Here is a 15,524-nt window from a genome sequence, read left to right on the forward strand (position 1 = left end):
GGATTCGCATCAGCGCATCTACGGCCAGCCGATCGTGCTGGGCCGTTACGGTATCAACATCGTCGGCCGCCGACGTCCACCGAGGAGCCCAGCGTCGATCTCCTGCCGCCGCCGACGTCGTCGCAGCCGGTGCCCACCCAGGAACCGCTGCCGGTCACGACAGAGCCGACAACCGGACCGACGAGCGCTCCGGTGACGACGGAGCCGACCACCGTGCCGACGGCCTCGCCGACGACGACCGCGTCGGCCTCGGCGCCGGCGCCGTCGAGTTCACTCGAACAGCAGTCGATCAGCCAGACGATCACCGTCGTTCCCCCGCCTTCGCCGTAGGCACGACGGGAAGGGCCCGCCAGGACATTCGTCCCGGCGGGCCCTTCCTGTCGTGCGGAGGCTTCTTCTAGGAGTCGAGGCCGTACGGGTCGACCGGCAGCGCCTCGTTCATCGAGGCGTCCGCGTAGCCGCGGCAGTAGTCCCACGTCACGTAGGCGTCGGGGGAGGGATCGTAGGCCGGCTCGTGCGGCCGGACCGTACCGTCGACGAGCAGCTGCAGCAGGTTCGCCCGCAGCATGTCCCAGTCGTGGTAGTGGTCCTGGTGGCAGTCCTCGCAGCACACCACCAGGCCGCGGATGCCGCGCGGCGACAGCAGCGCTTCGTAGACCGCGAGGTCGGCGAGATCCTCCTCGACGGCCAGCCGTTCGGCAGGGTCGAGTGGCTGACCCGGCTCGATCGCGTCCAGTGCGGCGGACGGATCGTCGGGATCTCCAGCGAATGGGTCCGGTGGCAGACCGGGAGGCAACTGATCACGCACGACTCCACGGTACGCAGTCCGACGGGGTCTGCGCCAGCCGTCACACCGTGGACTTCCCGCGGGGCTTGGTGTACGCGGGCGGATCCACGCGTGCGGATGCGCGTGTGTGCCTGTTCCGGTAAACCGATACGATAGTCCACGAGCAGGGCATCGTTGCTCGGAGCGTCCGGGGAATGTGCGCACCGCTCACGCCATTGTCTTTCACGACATTGTGTTCCGTAATCACCGTTGCCGGGCCGGGGCCCACCCGCCCGCACCGTATCGACGCGTCATGGAGGGTCCGAACCGCATGAGTAGTACCGGAGGGCACGTGCATACCGGCGGTGACGACCCCAACAAGGTCGCCATGCTGGGTCTGACCTTCGACGACGTGCTGCTGCTTCCGGCCGCGTCGGACGTGATCCCGAGCCAGGTGGACACGTCGAGCCAGCTGACCCGGGACATCCGCCTCCGCGTTCCGCTGGTCAGTTCCGCGATGGACACCGTCACCGAGTCGCGCATGGCCATCGCCATGGCCCGCGTCGGCGGCATGGGCGTCCTGCACCGCAATCTCTCCGCCGAGGCGCAGGCCGCGCAGGTCGAGACCGTCAAGAGGTCCGAGGCCGGCATGGTCACCGATCCGGTCACCTGCAAGCCGACCGCCACGCTCGCCGAGGTCGACGCCATGTGCGCGCGCTTCCGCATCTCGGGGCTGCCCGTCACCGACGACGACGGCCAGCTCGTCGGCATCATCACCAACCGGGACATGCGCTTCGAGGTCGACCAGAACCGCCCGGTCTCGGAGGTCATGACCAAGGCGCCACTGGTGACCGCGCAGGAGGGGGTCACCGCCGAGGCCGCCCTCGGGCTGCTGCGCCGCCACAAGATCGAGAAGCTGCCGATCGTCGACGGACAGGGCCGCCTGACCGGCCTGATCACCGTCAAGGACTTCGTCAAGACCGAGCAGCACCCCAACGCCACCAAGGACCGTGACGGTCGCCTGCTCGTCGGCGCCGCGGTCGGCGTGGGCGACGACGCGTGGACCCGTGGCATGACCTTGGCCGACGCCGGGGTGGACGTGCTTGTGGTCGACAGCGCCCACGGTCACTCGGCGGGTGTGCTCGGCATGATCGCCAAGCTCAAGGCCGAGGTCGGCGACCGAGTCCAGATCATCGGCGGCAACGTCGCGACCCGGGCGGGCGCCGCGGCGCTCATCGAGGCCGGCGTGGACGCCGTGAAGGTGGGCGTCGGACCCGGCTCCATCTGCACCACCCGCGTCATCGCGGGTGTCGGCGCCCCGCAGATCACCGCCATCCTCGAGGCCGTCGCGGTCGCCAAGCCCGCGGGCGTCCCGGTCATCGCCGACGGCGGCCTGCAGTTCTCCGGCGACGTCGCCAAGGCTCTCGCCGCCGGCGCCTCCACAGCCATGCTCGGCTCCCTGCTGGCCGGCACCGCCGAGTCGCCCGGCGAGTTGATCCTCGTCAACGGCAAGCAGTTCAAGAGCTACCGCGGAATGGGTTCGCTCGGCGCGATGCAGAGCCGGGGCGCGGCCAAGTCGTACTCGAAGGACCGCTACTTCCAGGACGACGTGCTCTCCGAGGACAAGCTGGTGCCCGAGGGCATCGAGGGCCGCGTGCCGTTCCGCGGTCCGCTGCAGCAGGTGACGCACCAGCTGATCGGTGGTCTGCGCGCCGCGATGGGCTACGCCGGTGCCGCCAGCATCGAACAGCTGCAGGAGGCACAGTTCGTGCAGATCACGGCGGCGGGTCTCAAGGAGAGCCACCCGCACGACATCACGATCACGGCCGAAGCACCGAACTACGTGGTTCGCTAGAGCACCGAGTCCGCGATCGGGCCCCCGCCGGAGTGTCCGGCGGGGGCATCTACCTGAGAAGAAAGGGACGCGCGTGCGCGACCTGGTTGAAATCGGCATGGGGCGGACCGCCCGACGCACCTACGAGCTGGACGACATCAACATCGTGCCGTCCCGCCGGACGCGCTCCTCGAAGGAGGTGTCGACGGCCTGGCAGCTCGACGCGTACCGATTCGACATCCCGCTGCTCGCCCATCCCACCGACGCGCTGGTCTCGCCGTCCTTCGCGGTGCAGCTGGGCAGGGCCGGCGGTCTCGGCGTCATCAACGGTGAGGGCCTGTGGGGCCGGCACGCCGACGTCGACGCCGAGATCGAGAGGCTCGTCGGCATCGCCGAGTCCGACGCGGACCCGGCTGCGGCGATCGCCCACCTGCAGAAGCTCCACGCGGCCCCGCTGCAGCCCGACCTGCTGGCCGCCGCCGTCGCGCAGGTGCGTGACGCGGGCGTGACCGCGGCCGTGCGGGTCAGCCCGCAGAACGCGCGGGCGCTGACCCCGCACCTGGTGAAGGCGGGCATCGACCTGTTGGTCATCCACGGGACCATCATCTCCGCGGAGCACGTCGCCCACGGCGAGAGCGAGCCGCTGAACCTCAAGACGTTCATTTCCGAGCTGGACGTGCCCGTCGTCGCGGGCGGTGTGAGCGACCACCGCACCGCGCTGCACCTGATGCGCACGGGCGCGGCGGGCGTCATCGTCGGCTACGGCTCGACGGCCGGGGGCACCACCACGAGCGAGGTGCTGGGCATCGGCGTGCCCATGGCGACCGCGATCGCCGATGCCGCCGCCGCCCGTCGCGACTACCTGGACGAAACCGGTGGCCGGTACGTGCACGTCATCGCCGACGGCGACATCGAGACCTCGGGCGATCTGGCCAAGGCCATCGCCTGCGGTGCCGACGCCGCCGTGCTCGGGGCCCCGCTCGCGGTCTCGGCCGAGGCGCCGGGCCGCGGCTGGTACTGGCCGTCGGCGAGTGCGCACCCGTCCGTGCCGCGGGGCGCGCTGCTGCAGGTCGCCTACGACGAGCGCCCGGGCCTGGACCGGGTGCTCGCCGGTCCGTCCGACGACCCGTTCGGCTCGCTGAACCTGGTCGGCGGCCTGCGCCGCGCGATGGCGAAGTCGGGCTACTCGGATCTCAAGGAGTTCCAGAAGGTGGGCCTGACCGTCCGCGCGTAGCCGTCCCCCTCTTCCGCTGTGGCCGAATGTCACATCGCTTCGATCCGATCGACGTGATGTGACATTCGGCCACAGCCGTTTTCGGCGCCCACCTGCAGTTTCTAGAACTCGAGGTTACAGTTAGGGCACCCTTGTGGCAGTGGTCACAGCGAGTCTGTGCATACTGGTGAGTAACAACCAGCGTCATGGAGGTGTTTCGGTGGGTGAGCAGCGCGCGACGGACTACGACGTCCTCATCGTCGGATCGGGGTTCGGCGGAAGTGTGACGGCCCTGCGGCTCGTGGAGAAGGGGTACAAGGTCGGCATCCTCGAGGCCGGCCGGCGCTTCGCCGACGCGGACTTCGCCAAGACCAGCTGGGATCTCAAGCGCTTCCTGTGGGCGCCCAAGCTGGGGTGCTTCGGCATCCAGCGGATCCATCTGCTGCACGACGTCCTCATTCTCGCCGGCGCCGGCGTCGGCGGCGGATCCCTCAACTACGCCAACACCCTCTACAAGCCGCCTGCCCCGTTCTTCCAGGACAGCCAGTGGGCGCACATCACCGACTGGAACGACGAGCTCAGCCCGTTCTACGACCAGGCCCGTCGCATGCTCGGCGTGGTGCAGAACCCCCACATGACCCCCGCCGACGAGATCGTCAAGTCCGTCGCCGAGGACATGGGCGTCGGGGACACCTTCATCCAGACCCCGGTGGGCGTGTTCTTCGGTGAGCCCGGCCGCACCGTCGCCGACCCGTACTTCGGTGGTGTCGGCCCCGACCGCACGGGCTGCATCGAATGCGGCGAGTGCATGACCGGTTGCCGGCACGGTGCCAAGAACACGCTGCTGAAGAACTACCTCGGGCTCGCCGAGCGCGCCGGCGCCGAGATCGTCCCCCTCACCACGGTCACCGGCCTGCGCCGGGCCGCCGACGGCACATGGGACGTCGACACCGAGCGCACCGGCGCATGGAAGCGGAAGAACCGTCGCACCTACACCGCCGGGCACGTGGTGCTGGCCGCCGGCACCTGGGGCACCCAGCACCTGCTGCACCACCTCAAGGACACCGGCGGCCTGCCGCAGCTGTCCGACCGGCTCGGGCACCTGACCCGCACCAACTCCGAATCGATCGTCGGTGCCGGCAAGATGCGCGTCGATCCGGAACTCGACCTCACCCGCGGGGTGGCGATCACCTCGTCGTTCCATCCCACCGCGGACACCCACATCGAACCCGTCCGCTACGGCAAGGGCTCCAACGCGATGGGTCTGCTGCAGACCCTGATGACCGACGGCGGCGGCCGTGTCCCGCGGTGGCTGAAGTTCCTCGGCCAGGCCGCGCGGAACCCGGTCCGGATGGGGAGGATGCTCAGCGTCAAGGACTGGAGCGAGCGCACCATCATCGCCCTGGTCATGCAGAACCTGGACAACTCGATCGTCACCTACACCAAGAAGGGCCTGCTCGGCCGCCGTAAGGTCACCAGCCGGCAGGGCCACGGGCACCCCAACCCGACGTGGATTCCCGTCGGCAACGAGGCCACCCGCCGCATCGCCGAGAAGATCGACGGCGTCCCCGGCGGCACCTGGGGGGAGATCTTCAACATCCCGCTCACCGCGCACTTCCTCGGCGGCTGCGTGATCGGGACCGACCCCGAGCACGGCGTCATCGACCCGTACCACCGCGTGTACGGATATCCGACGCTGAGCGTCGTCGACGGAGCCGCGGTCTCGGCGAATCTCGGGGTCAACCCGTCGCTGACGATCGCCGCGCAGGCCGAGCGCGCGGCGGCGCTGTGGCCGAACAAGGGGGAGCAGGACCTGCGCCCCGCCCAGGGCGAGGGCTACCGCCGGCTGGACCCGATCGCCCCGAAGAAGCCGGTGGTGCCCGCGGGCGCTCCGGGCGCGTTGTCGCTGCCGATCGTCGAGGTCCGCAGCGGCTCGACCTCCGGCGTCGCCTGACCCGAACCGCCGTTCGTTGGGCGAGGACCGGGCCTCTAGACTGTTCGGGTGTCGCAAACCCAGCAGTCCAGGCCGGTCCTCGTCGTCGACTTCGGAGCCCAGTACGCGCAGCTGATCGCCCGCCGCGTCCGCGAAGCGAAGGTCTACTCCGAGGTCGTGCCGCACACCACGACGGTGGAGGAGATCGCGGCCCGTGAGCCGCTCGCCGTGGTGCTCTCCGGCGGCCCCTCCAGCGTCTACGCCGACGGGGCGCCGCAACTCGACCCGAAGCTGTTCGATCTGGACGTCCCGGTGTTCGGCATCTGCTACGGCTTCCAGGCCATGGCCCAGGCGCTCGGCGGCACCGTCGCGCACACCGGCAACCGCGAGTACGGGCGCACCGAGATGTCCGTCACCGGCGGTGTCCTGCACGACGGCCTGCCCGCGACGCAGCCGGTGTGGATGAGCCACGGCGACGGGGTCACCGCCGCGCCGGCCGGCTTCGAAGTGACCGCCAGCAGCGCCGGCGCCCCCGTCGCCGCGTTCGAGGACCGCGCGCGCCGTCTCGCCGGCGTGCAGTACCACCCCGAGGTGCTGCATTCCCCGCACGGCCAGCAAGTGCTCAGCCGGTTCCTGCACGACATCGCCGGAATCCCCGCCGCCTGGACGGCCGCGAACATCGCCGAGGCCCTGATCGAGCAGATCCGCGAGCAGGTCGGTGACGGCCGTGCCATCTGCGGCCTGTCCGGCGGGGTGGATTCCGCGGTGGCCGCGGCCCTGGTGCAGCGCGCCATCGGCGACCGCCTGACCTGCGTGTTCGTCGACCACGGCCTGATGCGTGAGGGCGAGCGGCAGCAGGTCGAGAAGGACTTCGTCGCCGCGACGGGGGCCCGGCTCGTCACGGTGGACGCCGCCGAGACCTTCCTGCGGGAATTGGCCGGCGTGACGGATCCGGAGACCAAGCGCAAGATCATCGGCCGCGAGTTCATCCGCAGCTTCGAGGGCGCCGTGTCGGAGGTGCTCGGCGAGAACGCCGCCCACGGCGAGACCGTCGAGTTCCTGGTCCAGGGCACCCTGTACCCGGACGTCGTCGAGTCCGGCGGCGGCACCGGCACCGCCAACATCAAGAGCCACCACAACGTCGGTGGTCTCCCCGAGGATCTGCAGTTCGCGCTGGTCGAGCCGCTGCGCCTGCTGTTCAAGGACGAGGTGCGGGCGGTGGGCCGCGAACTCGGCCTGCCCGAGGAGATCGTCGGCCGCCAGCCCTTCCCCGGACCGGGCCTGGGCATCCGCATCATCGGTGAGGTCACAGGCGAACGCCTCGCGATCCTGCGCCGCGCCGACTCCATCGCCCGCGAGGAACTCACGGCGGCCGGCCTCGACGGACAGATCTGGCAGTGCCCGGTGGTGCTGCTCGCCGACGTGCGCAGCGTGGGCGTGCAGGGCGACGGCCGCACCTACGGCCACCCGATCGTGCTGCGCCCGGTCTCCAGCGAGGACGCGATGACCGCGGACTGGACCCGGCTGCCGTACGAGACCCTCGAGCGGATCTCCACCCGCATCACCAACGAGGTCCCCGACGTCAACCGCGTCGTCCTCGACGTCACGAGCAAGCCGCCGGGCACCATCGAGTGGGAGTGAGACGCGGCTGCGCCCTTCGGATCCGATCCGAAGGGCGCAGTGCGTTCCGGGGTGTCAGCGCTTCTTCTTGCCCGGCGCGAACACCAGGGCCGCGCCGACGACGACGGCGAGCGCGACGAGCAGCCAGCGGAATTCGACGTTCGCGAGCGGCTCGAGGGAGAACGGCCCGATCAGCGCCCACCCGCTGACCGCCAGCGCCGCGATCGCGGACAGCAGCATCAGGATCGACGGGCCCCGCCGGCGGGTGCCGGTCGTGGGGTCGGTGGGGTCGGTGTCGAAGTCAGCCACGGCGCACCTCCGAGTTGCCGAATGCGGTGTCGAGGTTCAGGGTCAGGACCGGTCCGCCGACGCCGTCGTCGCCGCCGTCGAGGCCCTGCAGCGTGCACGGGTTCGAGGCCCGCTCGGTGCAGACGACGTCGACGTCGAGGTTCTTCGGCAGCATGATCTCGGTGGCACCGAAGCGGGTCTCGACGGTGACGGTCTCGTCCTCGGTGAGTTCGAGCCCGCGCAGGTCCAGTTGCAGGGCACCCATCTGCACCGAGTACGCCGGCTGCAGTTCCGCGGCGGTGCGGGGCGAGTACAGCTGTTCCCCCCACGACGAGGTGTCGATCGGCCCGACGAGCGAGGCCAGCACCACGAACCCGAGCAGCGGGCCCGTCACCACCAGCAGTCCGTAGCCGCGGTGCAGGAACGCCCCGAACAGCAGGCCGAGTCCGATCACCGCGAGCGCGATCGCGCCGATCCGCGCCGGTGTGAGCCAGGCGACCTCACCCGCGGAGGCCACCGCGCCGGCGGCCGCCGCGGCGAGCACCGCCAGGCCCAGCACCGTCGTGGTGAGCCGTGAGCGGGGCTGTTTCGCCGGCACGACCGACGGCGCGGGCGCCGGCTCGGGCAGGTCCCAGGCGAACGGTGCGACGCCGAGCGGATCCCAGGACGGCGGCGTCGGGCGCTGCAGCAACGGATCCTGCGGGGGCTCCGGGTTCGCCTCGGGGGACTCCGTGCCGGCGGCCCGGGGCGAGTCCGGTTCCGGCTTCGTCCAGAAGTTCGGATCCGCCGGCGCGGGCCCGGTGGCGGCGGTGTGCTGCGCGAAGGGCGCCTGCTGGTACTGGCTCTGCTGGAACGGGGCCTGGAAGGGGTTCTGTGGGAACAGCTGCGGCGCCCCGGGCAGCGCCGGGGGTTCGGGCCGGCGCTGGTACAGCAGCCACAGGCCGCCGAGCATCAGCACCATGCTCACGAACCCGGAACCGCCGACCCCGGGGCCCATCGGGCCGAAGGCGCTGGCCGCGACCGCCAGCACCACCAGGAGCACCACGGCCTTGGTGCTCGATTCGGAGCTGTGCCCCCGGCCGACGAGGGACTCGGCGGGGGAGACCTGATCGCCGTAGCGCGGCAGCAGCAGCCAGCACGCCAGATACAGCACCAGGCCGGCGCCGCCGAAGAACGTGGACACCACGAACGCCACGCGGATCAGCACCGGATCCACGTCGTACCGCACGCCGATGCCCGCGCACACCCCGGCGACATGGCCCTGCCGTGGCAGCCGGACCGGACGGGTGCGCCACATGTCCGAGAGCTGCTCGGGGAAGCTTCGCGTGTTCATGCTGCACATCCTTCTCGACCGCCGCCCCGCCGCACATCAGGGACCGACCCTGAATTCTGCCGCTGCGCGCGGCCGCCGGCTCAGGGTTCGTCCCCGATGCCCGGGGCGGGGTGCGCGTGCCAGTATCGAAGGTATGCAGCCGGTTCCCTACCCGCACCTGCCCACCCCCCGCCTCGAGCGCCGGGTCGGCGGCCGGGTCGTGGGCGGCGTGGCCGGTGGTCTCGCCGACCACCTCGGGGTCGACGTGCTCAAGGTGCGGGTGGCGTTCACGGTCCTGGCGGCGCTCGCCGGTCTCGGCATCGTCGCCTACGGGTTGCTGTGGGCGCTCACGCCGCAGGGCTCGGACACCGAACCGCCGTCGCCCACCGAGCGGCGCCGGGCGCTGGGCCTGGCGGTCATCGGACTGGGCCTGGCCGTGGGGCTTTCGTGGCTGCTCAACGGCGGTGTGGGCTCGGTGATCGCGCCTGTCGTCGTGGTGGCGGTGGGCGCCGCGCTGGTCTGGCGCGAGTTCGACGCCGAGGGACCGCGTTCGGTGCTGGGCCTGCCCGCCCGCCCGACGGTGCTGACCTGGGCGCGGGTGGTCGGCGGCGCCTCGCTCATCGTGCTCGGGCTCGGTGTCGTGATCCTCGCCCAGGTCGACGTGGCGGCCCTGCGCTCGTCGGTGCTGGCGGTGCTGGTGACGCTGGTCGGGGCCGGCCTGCTGTCGGTGCCGCTGTGGGTGCGGATGTGGCGCGCGCTCGAGGAGGAACGCGCCGCCCGCGTCCGCAACGAGGAACGCGAGGAGATCGCGTCGCACCTGCACGATTCGGTGCTGCAGACGCTCGCCCTGATCCAGAAGCAGGCCGACAACTCGCAGGAGGTGCTGCGCCTGGCGCGCAGCCAGGAACGCGAGCTGCGCCGCTGGCTGTTCGGCGGCGGCGAGACCCCGCACACCAGCCTGGCCGAGGCGCTGCGCACCATCGCCGGCGAGGTGGAGGACCAGTACGGGGTCTCGGTGGCGCCGGTGATCGTCGGCGACGTGGTGCCCGGCGACGACGAGGACCTGACCGCCGAGTCGTTCACCGCCCTGCTGGGCGCCACCCGGGAGGCACTGGTCAACGCGGCCAAGCACGCGCGGGTGGACAGCGTGGACCTGTTCGTCGAGGTCGAACCCGAACAGGTGAGCGTCTTCGTCCGGGACCGTGGCGTCGGCTTCGACGAATCCGCGGTGCCGGAGGACCGGCAGGGCCTGGCCCGTTCGATCCGGGGTCGCGTGGAGCGTCGCGGCGGCCGGGTCGGTGTGCGCTCGAACCCGGGCAAGGGCACGGAGATCCGCATCCACATGCCCCGTGCCGGTGCCGGACCGGAGCGGACGACGACCCTAGAGTGGGAGGGCACCGACGCCCATCCAGAGGAGCAGCCCACTTGACGTCACTCGACGCCTCCCGCCGTTTCCGTGTGTTCCTGGTCGACGACCATGCCGTGTTCCGGTCGGGGGTGCGCGCCGAACTCGGCCGGGAGAGCGACATGGAGGTCGTCGGCGAGGCCGGCACCGTCGCGGAAGCGGTCGCGGGAATCGATGCCACCCGCCCCGACGTGGTCCTGCTCGACGTCCACATGCCCGACGGGGGCGGGGTGGCGGTGCTCGGGCGGATCACCGAGGGCCCGGTGTGTCTGGCGCTGAGCGTTTCCGACGCCGCCGAGGACGTCATCGCGGTGATCCGGGCCGGCGCCCGCGGCTACGTCACCAAGACCATCTCGGGGGCCGAGCTGGCCGACGCGGTGCGCCGCGTCGCCGGCGGGGACGCGGTGTTCAGCCCGCGCCTGGCCGGGTTCGTCCTGGACTCGTTCACCGGCCGCTCGAGCGTCCCCGAGCCGCCGCTCGACCCCGAACTCGATTCGCTCACCCCCCGGGAGCTCGAGGTGCTGCGCCTGCTGGCGCGCGGCTACACCTACCGCGAGATCGCCGAGGAACTGGTGATCTCGGTCAAGACCGTCGAGACGCACGCGTCGAACGTGCTGCGCAAGACCCAGCAGTCCAACCGCAATGCGCTCACCCGGTGGGCGCACCGGCGGCGGATCGACTGACCGGAGTTCCGTGCGTGGGCAGCCGCTCGGTCGATCCGGCCGCGAGCGCCGCCGCGATCATCGCCCCGGCGACGGCGGTCATGGTCGGGTCGCGGTCACGGGTGTTCTTCTCGGCGGACGGGCATGGCCAGGGTGGTCAGGTCGCCGGCGGCAGCGGAACGGATCATGACGGGCCGGTCGTAGGAGGCGATGTCCAGCAGCACCTCCGGGCCGACGGCAGTGTCGAGGGCGGCTCCCAGCCCGTCCCGGTCGAAGGAGAGATCCAGGTCGGCGCCGGTGATGTCGGCGGGCAGCACGCGGTCGTGCCCCCGGTGGCCGACGGTGAGTGCCGCCGCCCGCACGCGCAGGTCGATCGTGCCGGCCGCGGCGTCGCGCACGGCCCCGGCCAGGGCGTCGCGGTGCACGATCACCCGCGTGACCGGTGGGTCGAGGGCGGCGAGCATGCTGCCGTAGTCGGGGAAGGTGCCCCCGACGGCCGGGCAGCGGTGCCGCTCGCCGTCCGCGCCGGTGAGGGTGAGCGCGCCCGAGTCGTCGTCGAGGGTCAGGCCGACGTTCTCGTGTTCCCGCAGCCAGGCGGCGGTCCCGCGGAGCGCGGAGCCGTCGGCGACGGTGCGGAACGGGTTCCCGGTGCGGGCCGCGGCCGTCACCGAGCCGGTGGTCAGCCGGTAACGGTTCGTCGCCGTCAGGACCACCGCCCCGGCGTCGACCTCAACGAGAATGCCTGTCAGACAAGGGATTTCCGAATCCGTGGCGACGGACGGAAGGACGCGTTCGACGGTGTCGGCGAGGAGCCGGCCCGGCACGACGACCGTCGGCGGCGCCACGAGGCGGGCCTTGACGGCGGAGGCCAGCCGGGTCGCGCGCTCGGCCCGGCGATGCAGCTCGGCGACGTGTTCGTCGAGCAGCGCGGCACCGGACTCGGCATCGCCGTCGAGGATCCGGCCGACGTCGTCGAGCGGGACGTCGAGTTCGCGGAGCTGACGGATCGTCACCGCTCGCTCGCGCTGGTCGACCGTGTAGTACCGGTAGCCGGTGACGGGATCGACCACGGCGGGCACGAGCAGCCGGCAGTCGCCGTAGAACCGCAGCGCTCCCGGGGTGAGCCCGCTGAGCCGGGCCATGGTGCCGATCGTGATCAGGTCTGGGGAGGTGGTCACGGCCCCATCATCGAGTTTCGGCCGACCCGAAGGTCAAGCTCAGCTCACGACGACCGCGATGATCAGGGCCACGATCAGCGCGAGAACGAGCACGGCCACCATGATCGCCATCGCCATCGGTGCGAACGCCACGATCTTCTCCTGCGTGGTGCGCGGCGGGGGACCGGTGGGCCGCAGCCGGTGCAGCAGCTCCGCAGGGCGGGGCACGCCCCGCGGTGACATCGAGCGGGGCGCGCTGTGGGGAGCTGCGGGCAACCCGGTGAGGGTGCCCCCGGTGCCCGCGGTGCGCCGGGAACCGACGAGGGTCGTGGCGCGCCGCGCCCACACGGGGACGGTGCCGTCGGCGGACAGGATCGGCCGGCCGCGGAGCAGTGCCGGATCGGCGTCGGGCCCGAAGGCGACCGCGGCGAGACGGTCCCGGGCCTGCTCCATCGTCGGGCGGCGGGCGGGGTCCGGTTCCAGCATCGCGAGGAGGACGTCGGTCAGCGGGCCCGTCCGGGTCGGCGGGATGATCTCGGCGCGGGCGACGCGGTGCAGCAGGGCGATCGAGTCGGGGTCGATGCCGAACGGTGGCTGGCCCTCGATTGCGGTGTAGAGGGTCGCGCCGAGGGAGAAGACGTCGCTGGCCTCGGTGGGATCGCTGCCGCGGGCGACCTCGGGTGCGAAGAAGGCGGGGGTACCGGTGATCACACCGGAACGGTCGTGGTCGCCCTTGGCGCGGGCGATGCCGAAGTCGCTGATCTTCACGGTGCCCAGCTCGCGGCCGCGCTCGGCGACGAGGATGTTGCCCGGCTTGATGTCGCGGTGCACGATCCCGGCGGCGTGGGCGGCGGCGAGCGCGTCGGCGATGTGTGTGCCGATCTGCGCCACCTCGAGCGGCGGCAGGGTGTCGGCGATGTTCATCACCTGGGCGAGGCTGCGGGAGGGCAGATGCTCCATGACGAGCCACGGCTCGCCGGAGTGGAGGGCGACGTCGTACATGGAGATGGCGTGCTCGTGGGTGAGGCGGGCGGCGATCCGGCCCTCGCGCAGCGTACGGCGGCGGATCTCCTCGGCGGCCTCCGTGGGCAGGCCCACGGTCGAGGTGACCTGCTTGACGGCCACGTCCCGGTCGAGCAGGGTGTCGTGCGCGAGCCAGACCGCGCCCATACCACCGCCGCCGAGCTTGGAGACGAGTCGATAACGTCCGGCCACCAGCTGATCCGGGCCGACGACGCTTGCCGCTCGCTCCTGTTCCGCCACCTTGACGAGGGTAGTGGATGCCGCGGTGAGCCATCGCTTGACGGGCGCCCCGCCGTCGGGTCTACTGAACCTGTTCGAATACGTGTTCGAACAATCGCGTCTTCCCCGCGGTTTGTCGGTGGGCCGTGCTATACGCGGCCGGCGCAGGGCGAGGGGAGTTCGTGTGGGTGAGGTGGCCGAGTTTCCGGTCGAGGGCGGGTCGCAGGCTCCGGCGGGGCTCCCCCGGCAGGAACGGCTCGAGGCGTTGCGGCGGCAGATCGCCGCGATTCCTGTGAGGGGGGGGAGTGCTCGTCCCCGCCCCGCCGAGCCCGCGACGTCCCCGGTGCCGGTCGACCGGCTGCTTCCGGTGCCCGAGCCGCTCGCACGGCTGCTCCCGGACGGTGGCCTGGTCCGCGGATCCGTCGTAAGTTTCTCCGGGGCAATGTCTTTGCTGATCGGTGTGCTGGCCTCGGCCACCGCCGCCGGTGGGCACGCCGCCGTCGTCGGTCATCGCCGCCTCGGCCTGCTCGCCGCCGCCGAGATGGGGGCCGAACTGAGCCGGATCGCGCTGATCCCCGAGCCCGGACCGGATCCGGTGGAGGTGGCCGCCGTCCTGCTCGACGGCATGGACCTCGTCGTCCTCGGCCTCGGGGGCGCCGTGGTGCCGCCGGCGCGGACCCGGGCGGTGGTTGCGCGGGCCCGCAGCAAGGGCGCGGCCCTGATGGTCACCGACGGCCGGTGGGACGGAGCGCACGTGCGGCTCGAGGCCGCGGTGCACGGCTACCGGGGACTGTCGGCCTCGGCCCGGGGCAGGCTGTGCGGCACCGGGCTTTCCGTGCGCGCGCAGGGCCGGGCCTTCCAGCCCCGTGTGGCGCGAATAGACTTGTGTGCCGGTCGAACCGGAGTGGAGTGGCGCCCCGGAGAACCGGCGCGGGTGGGGAGTGTGCCCCGCCCGGTCGAGGTGGCGCGGTGAGCGAATCCGGCTGCCCGGCCCGGGTGGTGGCCCTGTGGTGCCCGGACTGGCCGGCGATCGCCGCCGCCGCGGCTGCCGACCTGCCGCCCACGGCGCCGGTGGCGGTGATCTCGGCCAACCGCGTGGCGGCCTGTTCCGCACCGGCCCGGGCCGCCGGCGTGCGACGGGGCCTGCGGCGACGGGAGGCTCAGGCTCGGTGCCCGGATTTGTATGTCACCCAGGATGATCCGGACCGCGATGCGCGGTTGTTCGAGCCGGTGGTGGCGGCGATCGACGCGGCGGCGCCCGGCGTGGAGGTGCTGCGCCCCGGTCTGGTGGTGCTCGCTGCACGCGGCGTCGTGCGCTGGTTCGGTTCCGAGGAGGCGGCGGCCGAGCGGTTGGTCGACGAGGTGGCCGCCACCGGCGTCGAATGCCAGGTCGGCATCGCCGACGAGCTGTTCACCGCGGTGCTCGCCGCCCGCCACGCCCGCCTCGTCCCGCCCGGAGAGGACGAGGAATTCCTTGCACCCCTGAATATTTCGGAGATCTGCGTGGAGCCGTCCCTGACCGCTCCGGACCGCGTCGACCTGGTGGACCTGCTGAAACGGCTCGGTCTGCGCACGATCGGGGCGTTCGCCGCGCTGTCGCCGACCGACGTCGCCTCCCGCTTCGGTGCGGACGCCGTCGCCGCGCACCGCAGCGCACGGGCGCGGCCGCAGCGCCCGCCGTCCGGTCGTGCCCTGCCGCCCGATCTGGTGGTGGAGCGCCCCTGCGATCCGCCGCTCGAACGGGTCGACTCGGCCGCTTTCGCCGGCCGGGCGCTCGCCGCGCTGCTGCACACCCGGCTGGCCGCGGCGGGGGTGGCCTGCACCCGGCTGCTGGTGGCCGCCCGCACCGGCAACGGTGAGGAGCTGGCCCGGACGTGGCGCTGCGCCGAGCCGCTGACCCCGGACGGCACCGCCGACCGGGTGCGCTGGCAGCTCGACGGCTGGCTCACCGGGCACAGCGCGACCCGCCCCACCGCCGGGATCGTGCTGCTGCGGCTCGAACCGGTGGAGGTGGTGGCGGCGGGGGCGCTGCAGCTGGGCCTGTGGGGCGGGGCCGGCGACGAGGACGAACGGGCCCGGCGCGCCCTGGTGC

General features: G+C 72.1%; 14 protein-coding genes. 8 read left to right on the forward strand and 6 right to left on the reverse strand.

Annotated features, from left to right (window positions below):
* Positions 1 to 53: 53 nt before the first annotated feature.
* On the reverse strand, positions 54 to 305 hold the full coding sequence (locus G6039_RS30355) for a hypothetical protein (RefSeq protein WP_206531404.1): 252 nt from the start codon (positions 303 to 305) through the stop codon (positions 54 to 56).
* 92 nt (positions 306 to 397) lie between these two features.
* Complete coding sequence (locus G6039_RS27700; RefSeq protein WP_006934975.1) at positions 398 to 808, reverse strand: DUF5319 domain-containing protein; 411 nt, start codon at positions 806 to 808, stop codon at positions 398 to 400.
* A 289-nt stretch (positions 809 to 1,097) separates the two neighbouring features.
* On the opposite strand from G6039_RS27700, the gene guaB reads away from it, so the two are divergent.
* The 4 genes from guaB to guaA all read left to right on the forward strand — a co-directional run bounded on the left by guaB (position 1,098) and on the right by guaA (position 7,387).
* Positions 1,098 to 2,621, forward strand: a complete 1,524-nt coding sequence (guaB, locus tag G6039_RS27705; protein ID WP_029544783.1) for an IMP dehydrogenase — start codon at positions 1,098 to 1,100, stop codon at positions 2,619 to 2,621.
* Between the two features lie 73 nt (positions 2,622 to 2,694).
* Positions 2,695 to 3,834 (forward strand): GuaB3 family IMP dehydrogenase-related protein, encoded by a 1,140-nt coding sequence (locus G6039_RS27710; protein WP_006934969.1) that lies wholly within the window; start codon positions 2,695 to 2,697, stop codon positions 3,832 to 3,834.
* A 199-nt stretch (positions 3,835 to 4,033) separates the two neighbouring features.
* Entirely contained in the window at positions 4,034 to 5,767 is a 1,734-nt protein-coding gene (locus G6039_RS27715) for an FAD-dependent oxidoreductase (protein WP_006934965.1), read from the forward strand.
* A gap of 48 nt (positions 5,768 to 5,815) precedes the next feature.
* On the forward strand, positions 5,816 to 7,387 hold the full coding sequence (gene guaA / locus G6039_RS27720) for a glutamine-hydrolyzing GMP synthase (protein ID WP_006934964.1): 1,572 nt from the start codon (positions 5,816 to 5,818) through the stop codon (positions 7,385 to 7,387).
* A 54-nt stretch (positions 7,388 to 7,441) separates the two neighbouring features.
* Here guaA and G6039_RS27725 read toward each other — a convergent pair whose 3' ends face one another.
* Positions 7,442 to 7,675, reverse strand: a complete 234-nt coding sequence (locus G6039_RS27725; RefSeq protein WP_006934962.1) for a hypothetical protein — start codon at positions 7,673 to 7,675, stop codon at positions 7,442 to 7,444.
* Positions 7,668 to 8,987 (reverse strand): PspC domain-containing protein, encoded by a 1,320-nt coding sequence (locus G6039_RS27730; protein WP_051446175.1) that lies wholly within the window; start codon positions 8,985 to 8,987, stop codon positions 7,668 to 7,670. Before G6039_RS27730 ends, G6039_RS27725 begins: the two co-directional genes overlap by 8 nt.
* 133 nt (positions 8,988 to 9,120) lie before the next feature.
* Between G6039_RS27730 and G6039_RS27735 the strand changes: the two genes are divergently transcribed.
* Both G6039_RS27735 and G6039_RS27740 read left to right on the forward strand, forming a co-directional pair.
* On the forward strand, positions 9,121 to 10,395 hold the full coding sequence (locus G6039_RS27735) for an ATP-binding protein (RefSeq protein WP_006934957.1): 1,275 nt from the start codon (positions 9,121 to 9,123) through the stop codon (positions 10,393 to 10,395).
* Positions 10,392 to 11,054, forward strand: a complete 663-nt coding sequence (locus G6039_RS27740; protein ID WP_006934956.1) for a response regulator — start codon at positions 10,392 to 10,394, stop codon at positions 11,052 to 11,054. The genes G6039_RS27735 and G6039_RS27740 overlap by 4 nt, the downstream gene beginning before the upstream one ends.
* 95 nt (positions 11,055 to 11,149) lie before the next feature.
* Here the strand turns inward: G6039_RS27740 and G6039_RS27745 are convergent, their stop codons facing one another.
* Positions 11,150 to 12,211, reverse strand: a complete 1,062-nt coding sequence (locus G6039_RS27745; RefSeq protein ID WP_043802553.1) for a DNA polymerase III subunit beta family protein — start codon at positions 12,209 to 12,211, stop codon at positions 11,150 to 11,152.
* Between the two features lie 39 nt (positions 12,212 to 12,250).
* Positions 12,251 to 13,453, reverse strand: a complete 1,203-nt coding sequence (locus G6039_RS27750) for a serine/threonine-protein kinase (RefSeq protein WP_043802555.1) — start codon at positions 13,451 to 13,453, stop codon at positions 12,251 to 12,253.
* A 163-nt stretch (positions 13,454 to 13,616) separates the two neighbouring features.
* Here G6039_RS27750 and G6039_RS27755 point away from each other — a divergent pair, with 163 nt between their 5' ends.
* Positions 13,617 to 14,405 (forward strand): hypothetical protein, encoded by a 789-nt coding sequence (locus G6039_RS27755; RefSeq protein WP_043802558.1) that lies wholly within the window; start codon positions 13,617 to 13,619, stop codon positions 14,403 to 14,405.
* Positions 14,402 to 15,524, forward strand: a 1,123-nt coding sequence (locus G6039_RS27760; RefSeq protein WP_164528157.1) for a Y-family DNA polymerase, incomplete at its 3' end; no start/stop codon positions are given. The genes G6039_RS27755 and G6039_RS27760, both read left to right, overlap by 4 nt.

The organism is Rhodococcus aetherivorans (assembly GCF_011058165.1).
Lineage (GTDB): Bacteria > Actinomycetota > Actinomycetes > Mycobacteriales > Mycobacteriaceae > Rhodococcus > Rhodococcus aetherivorans.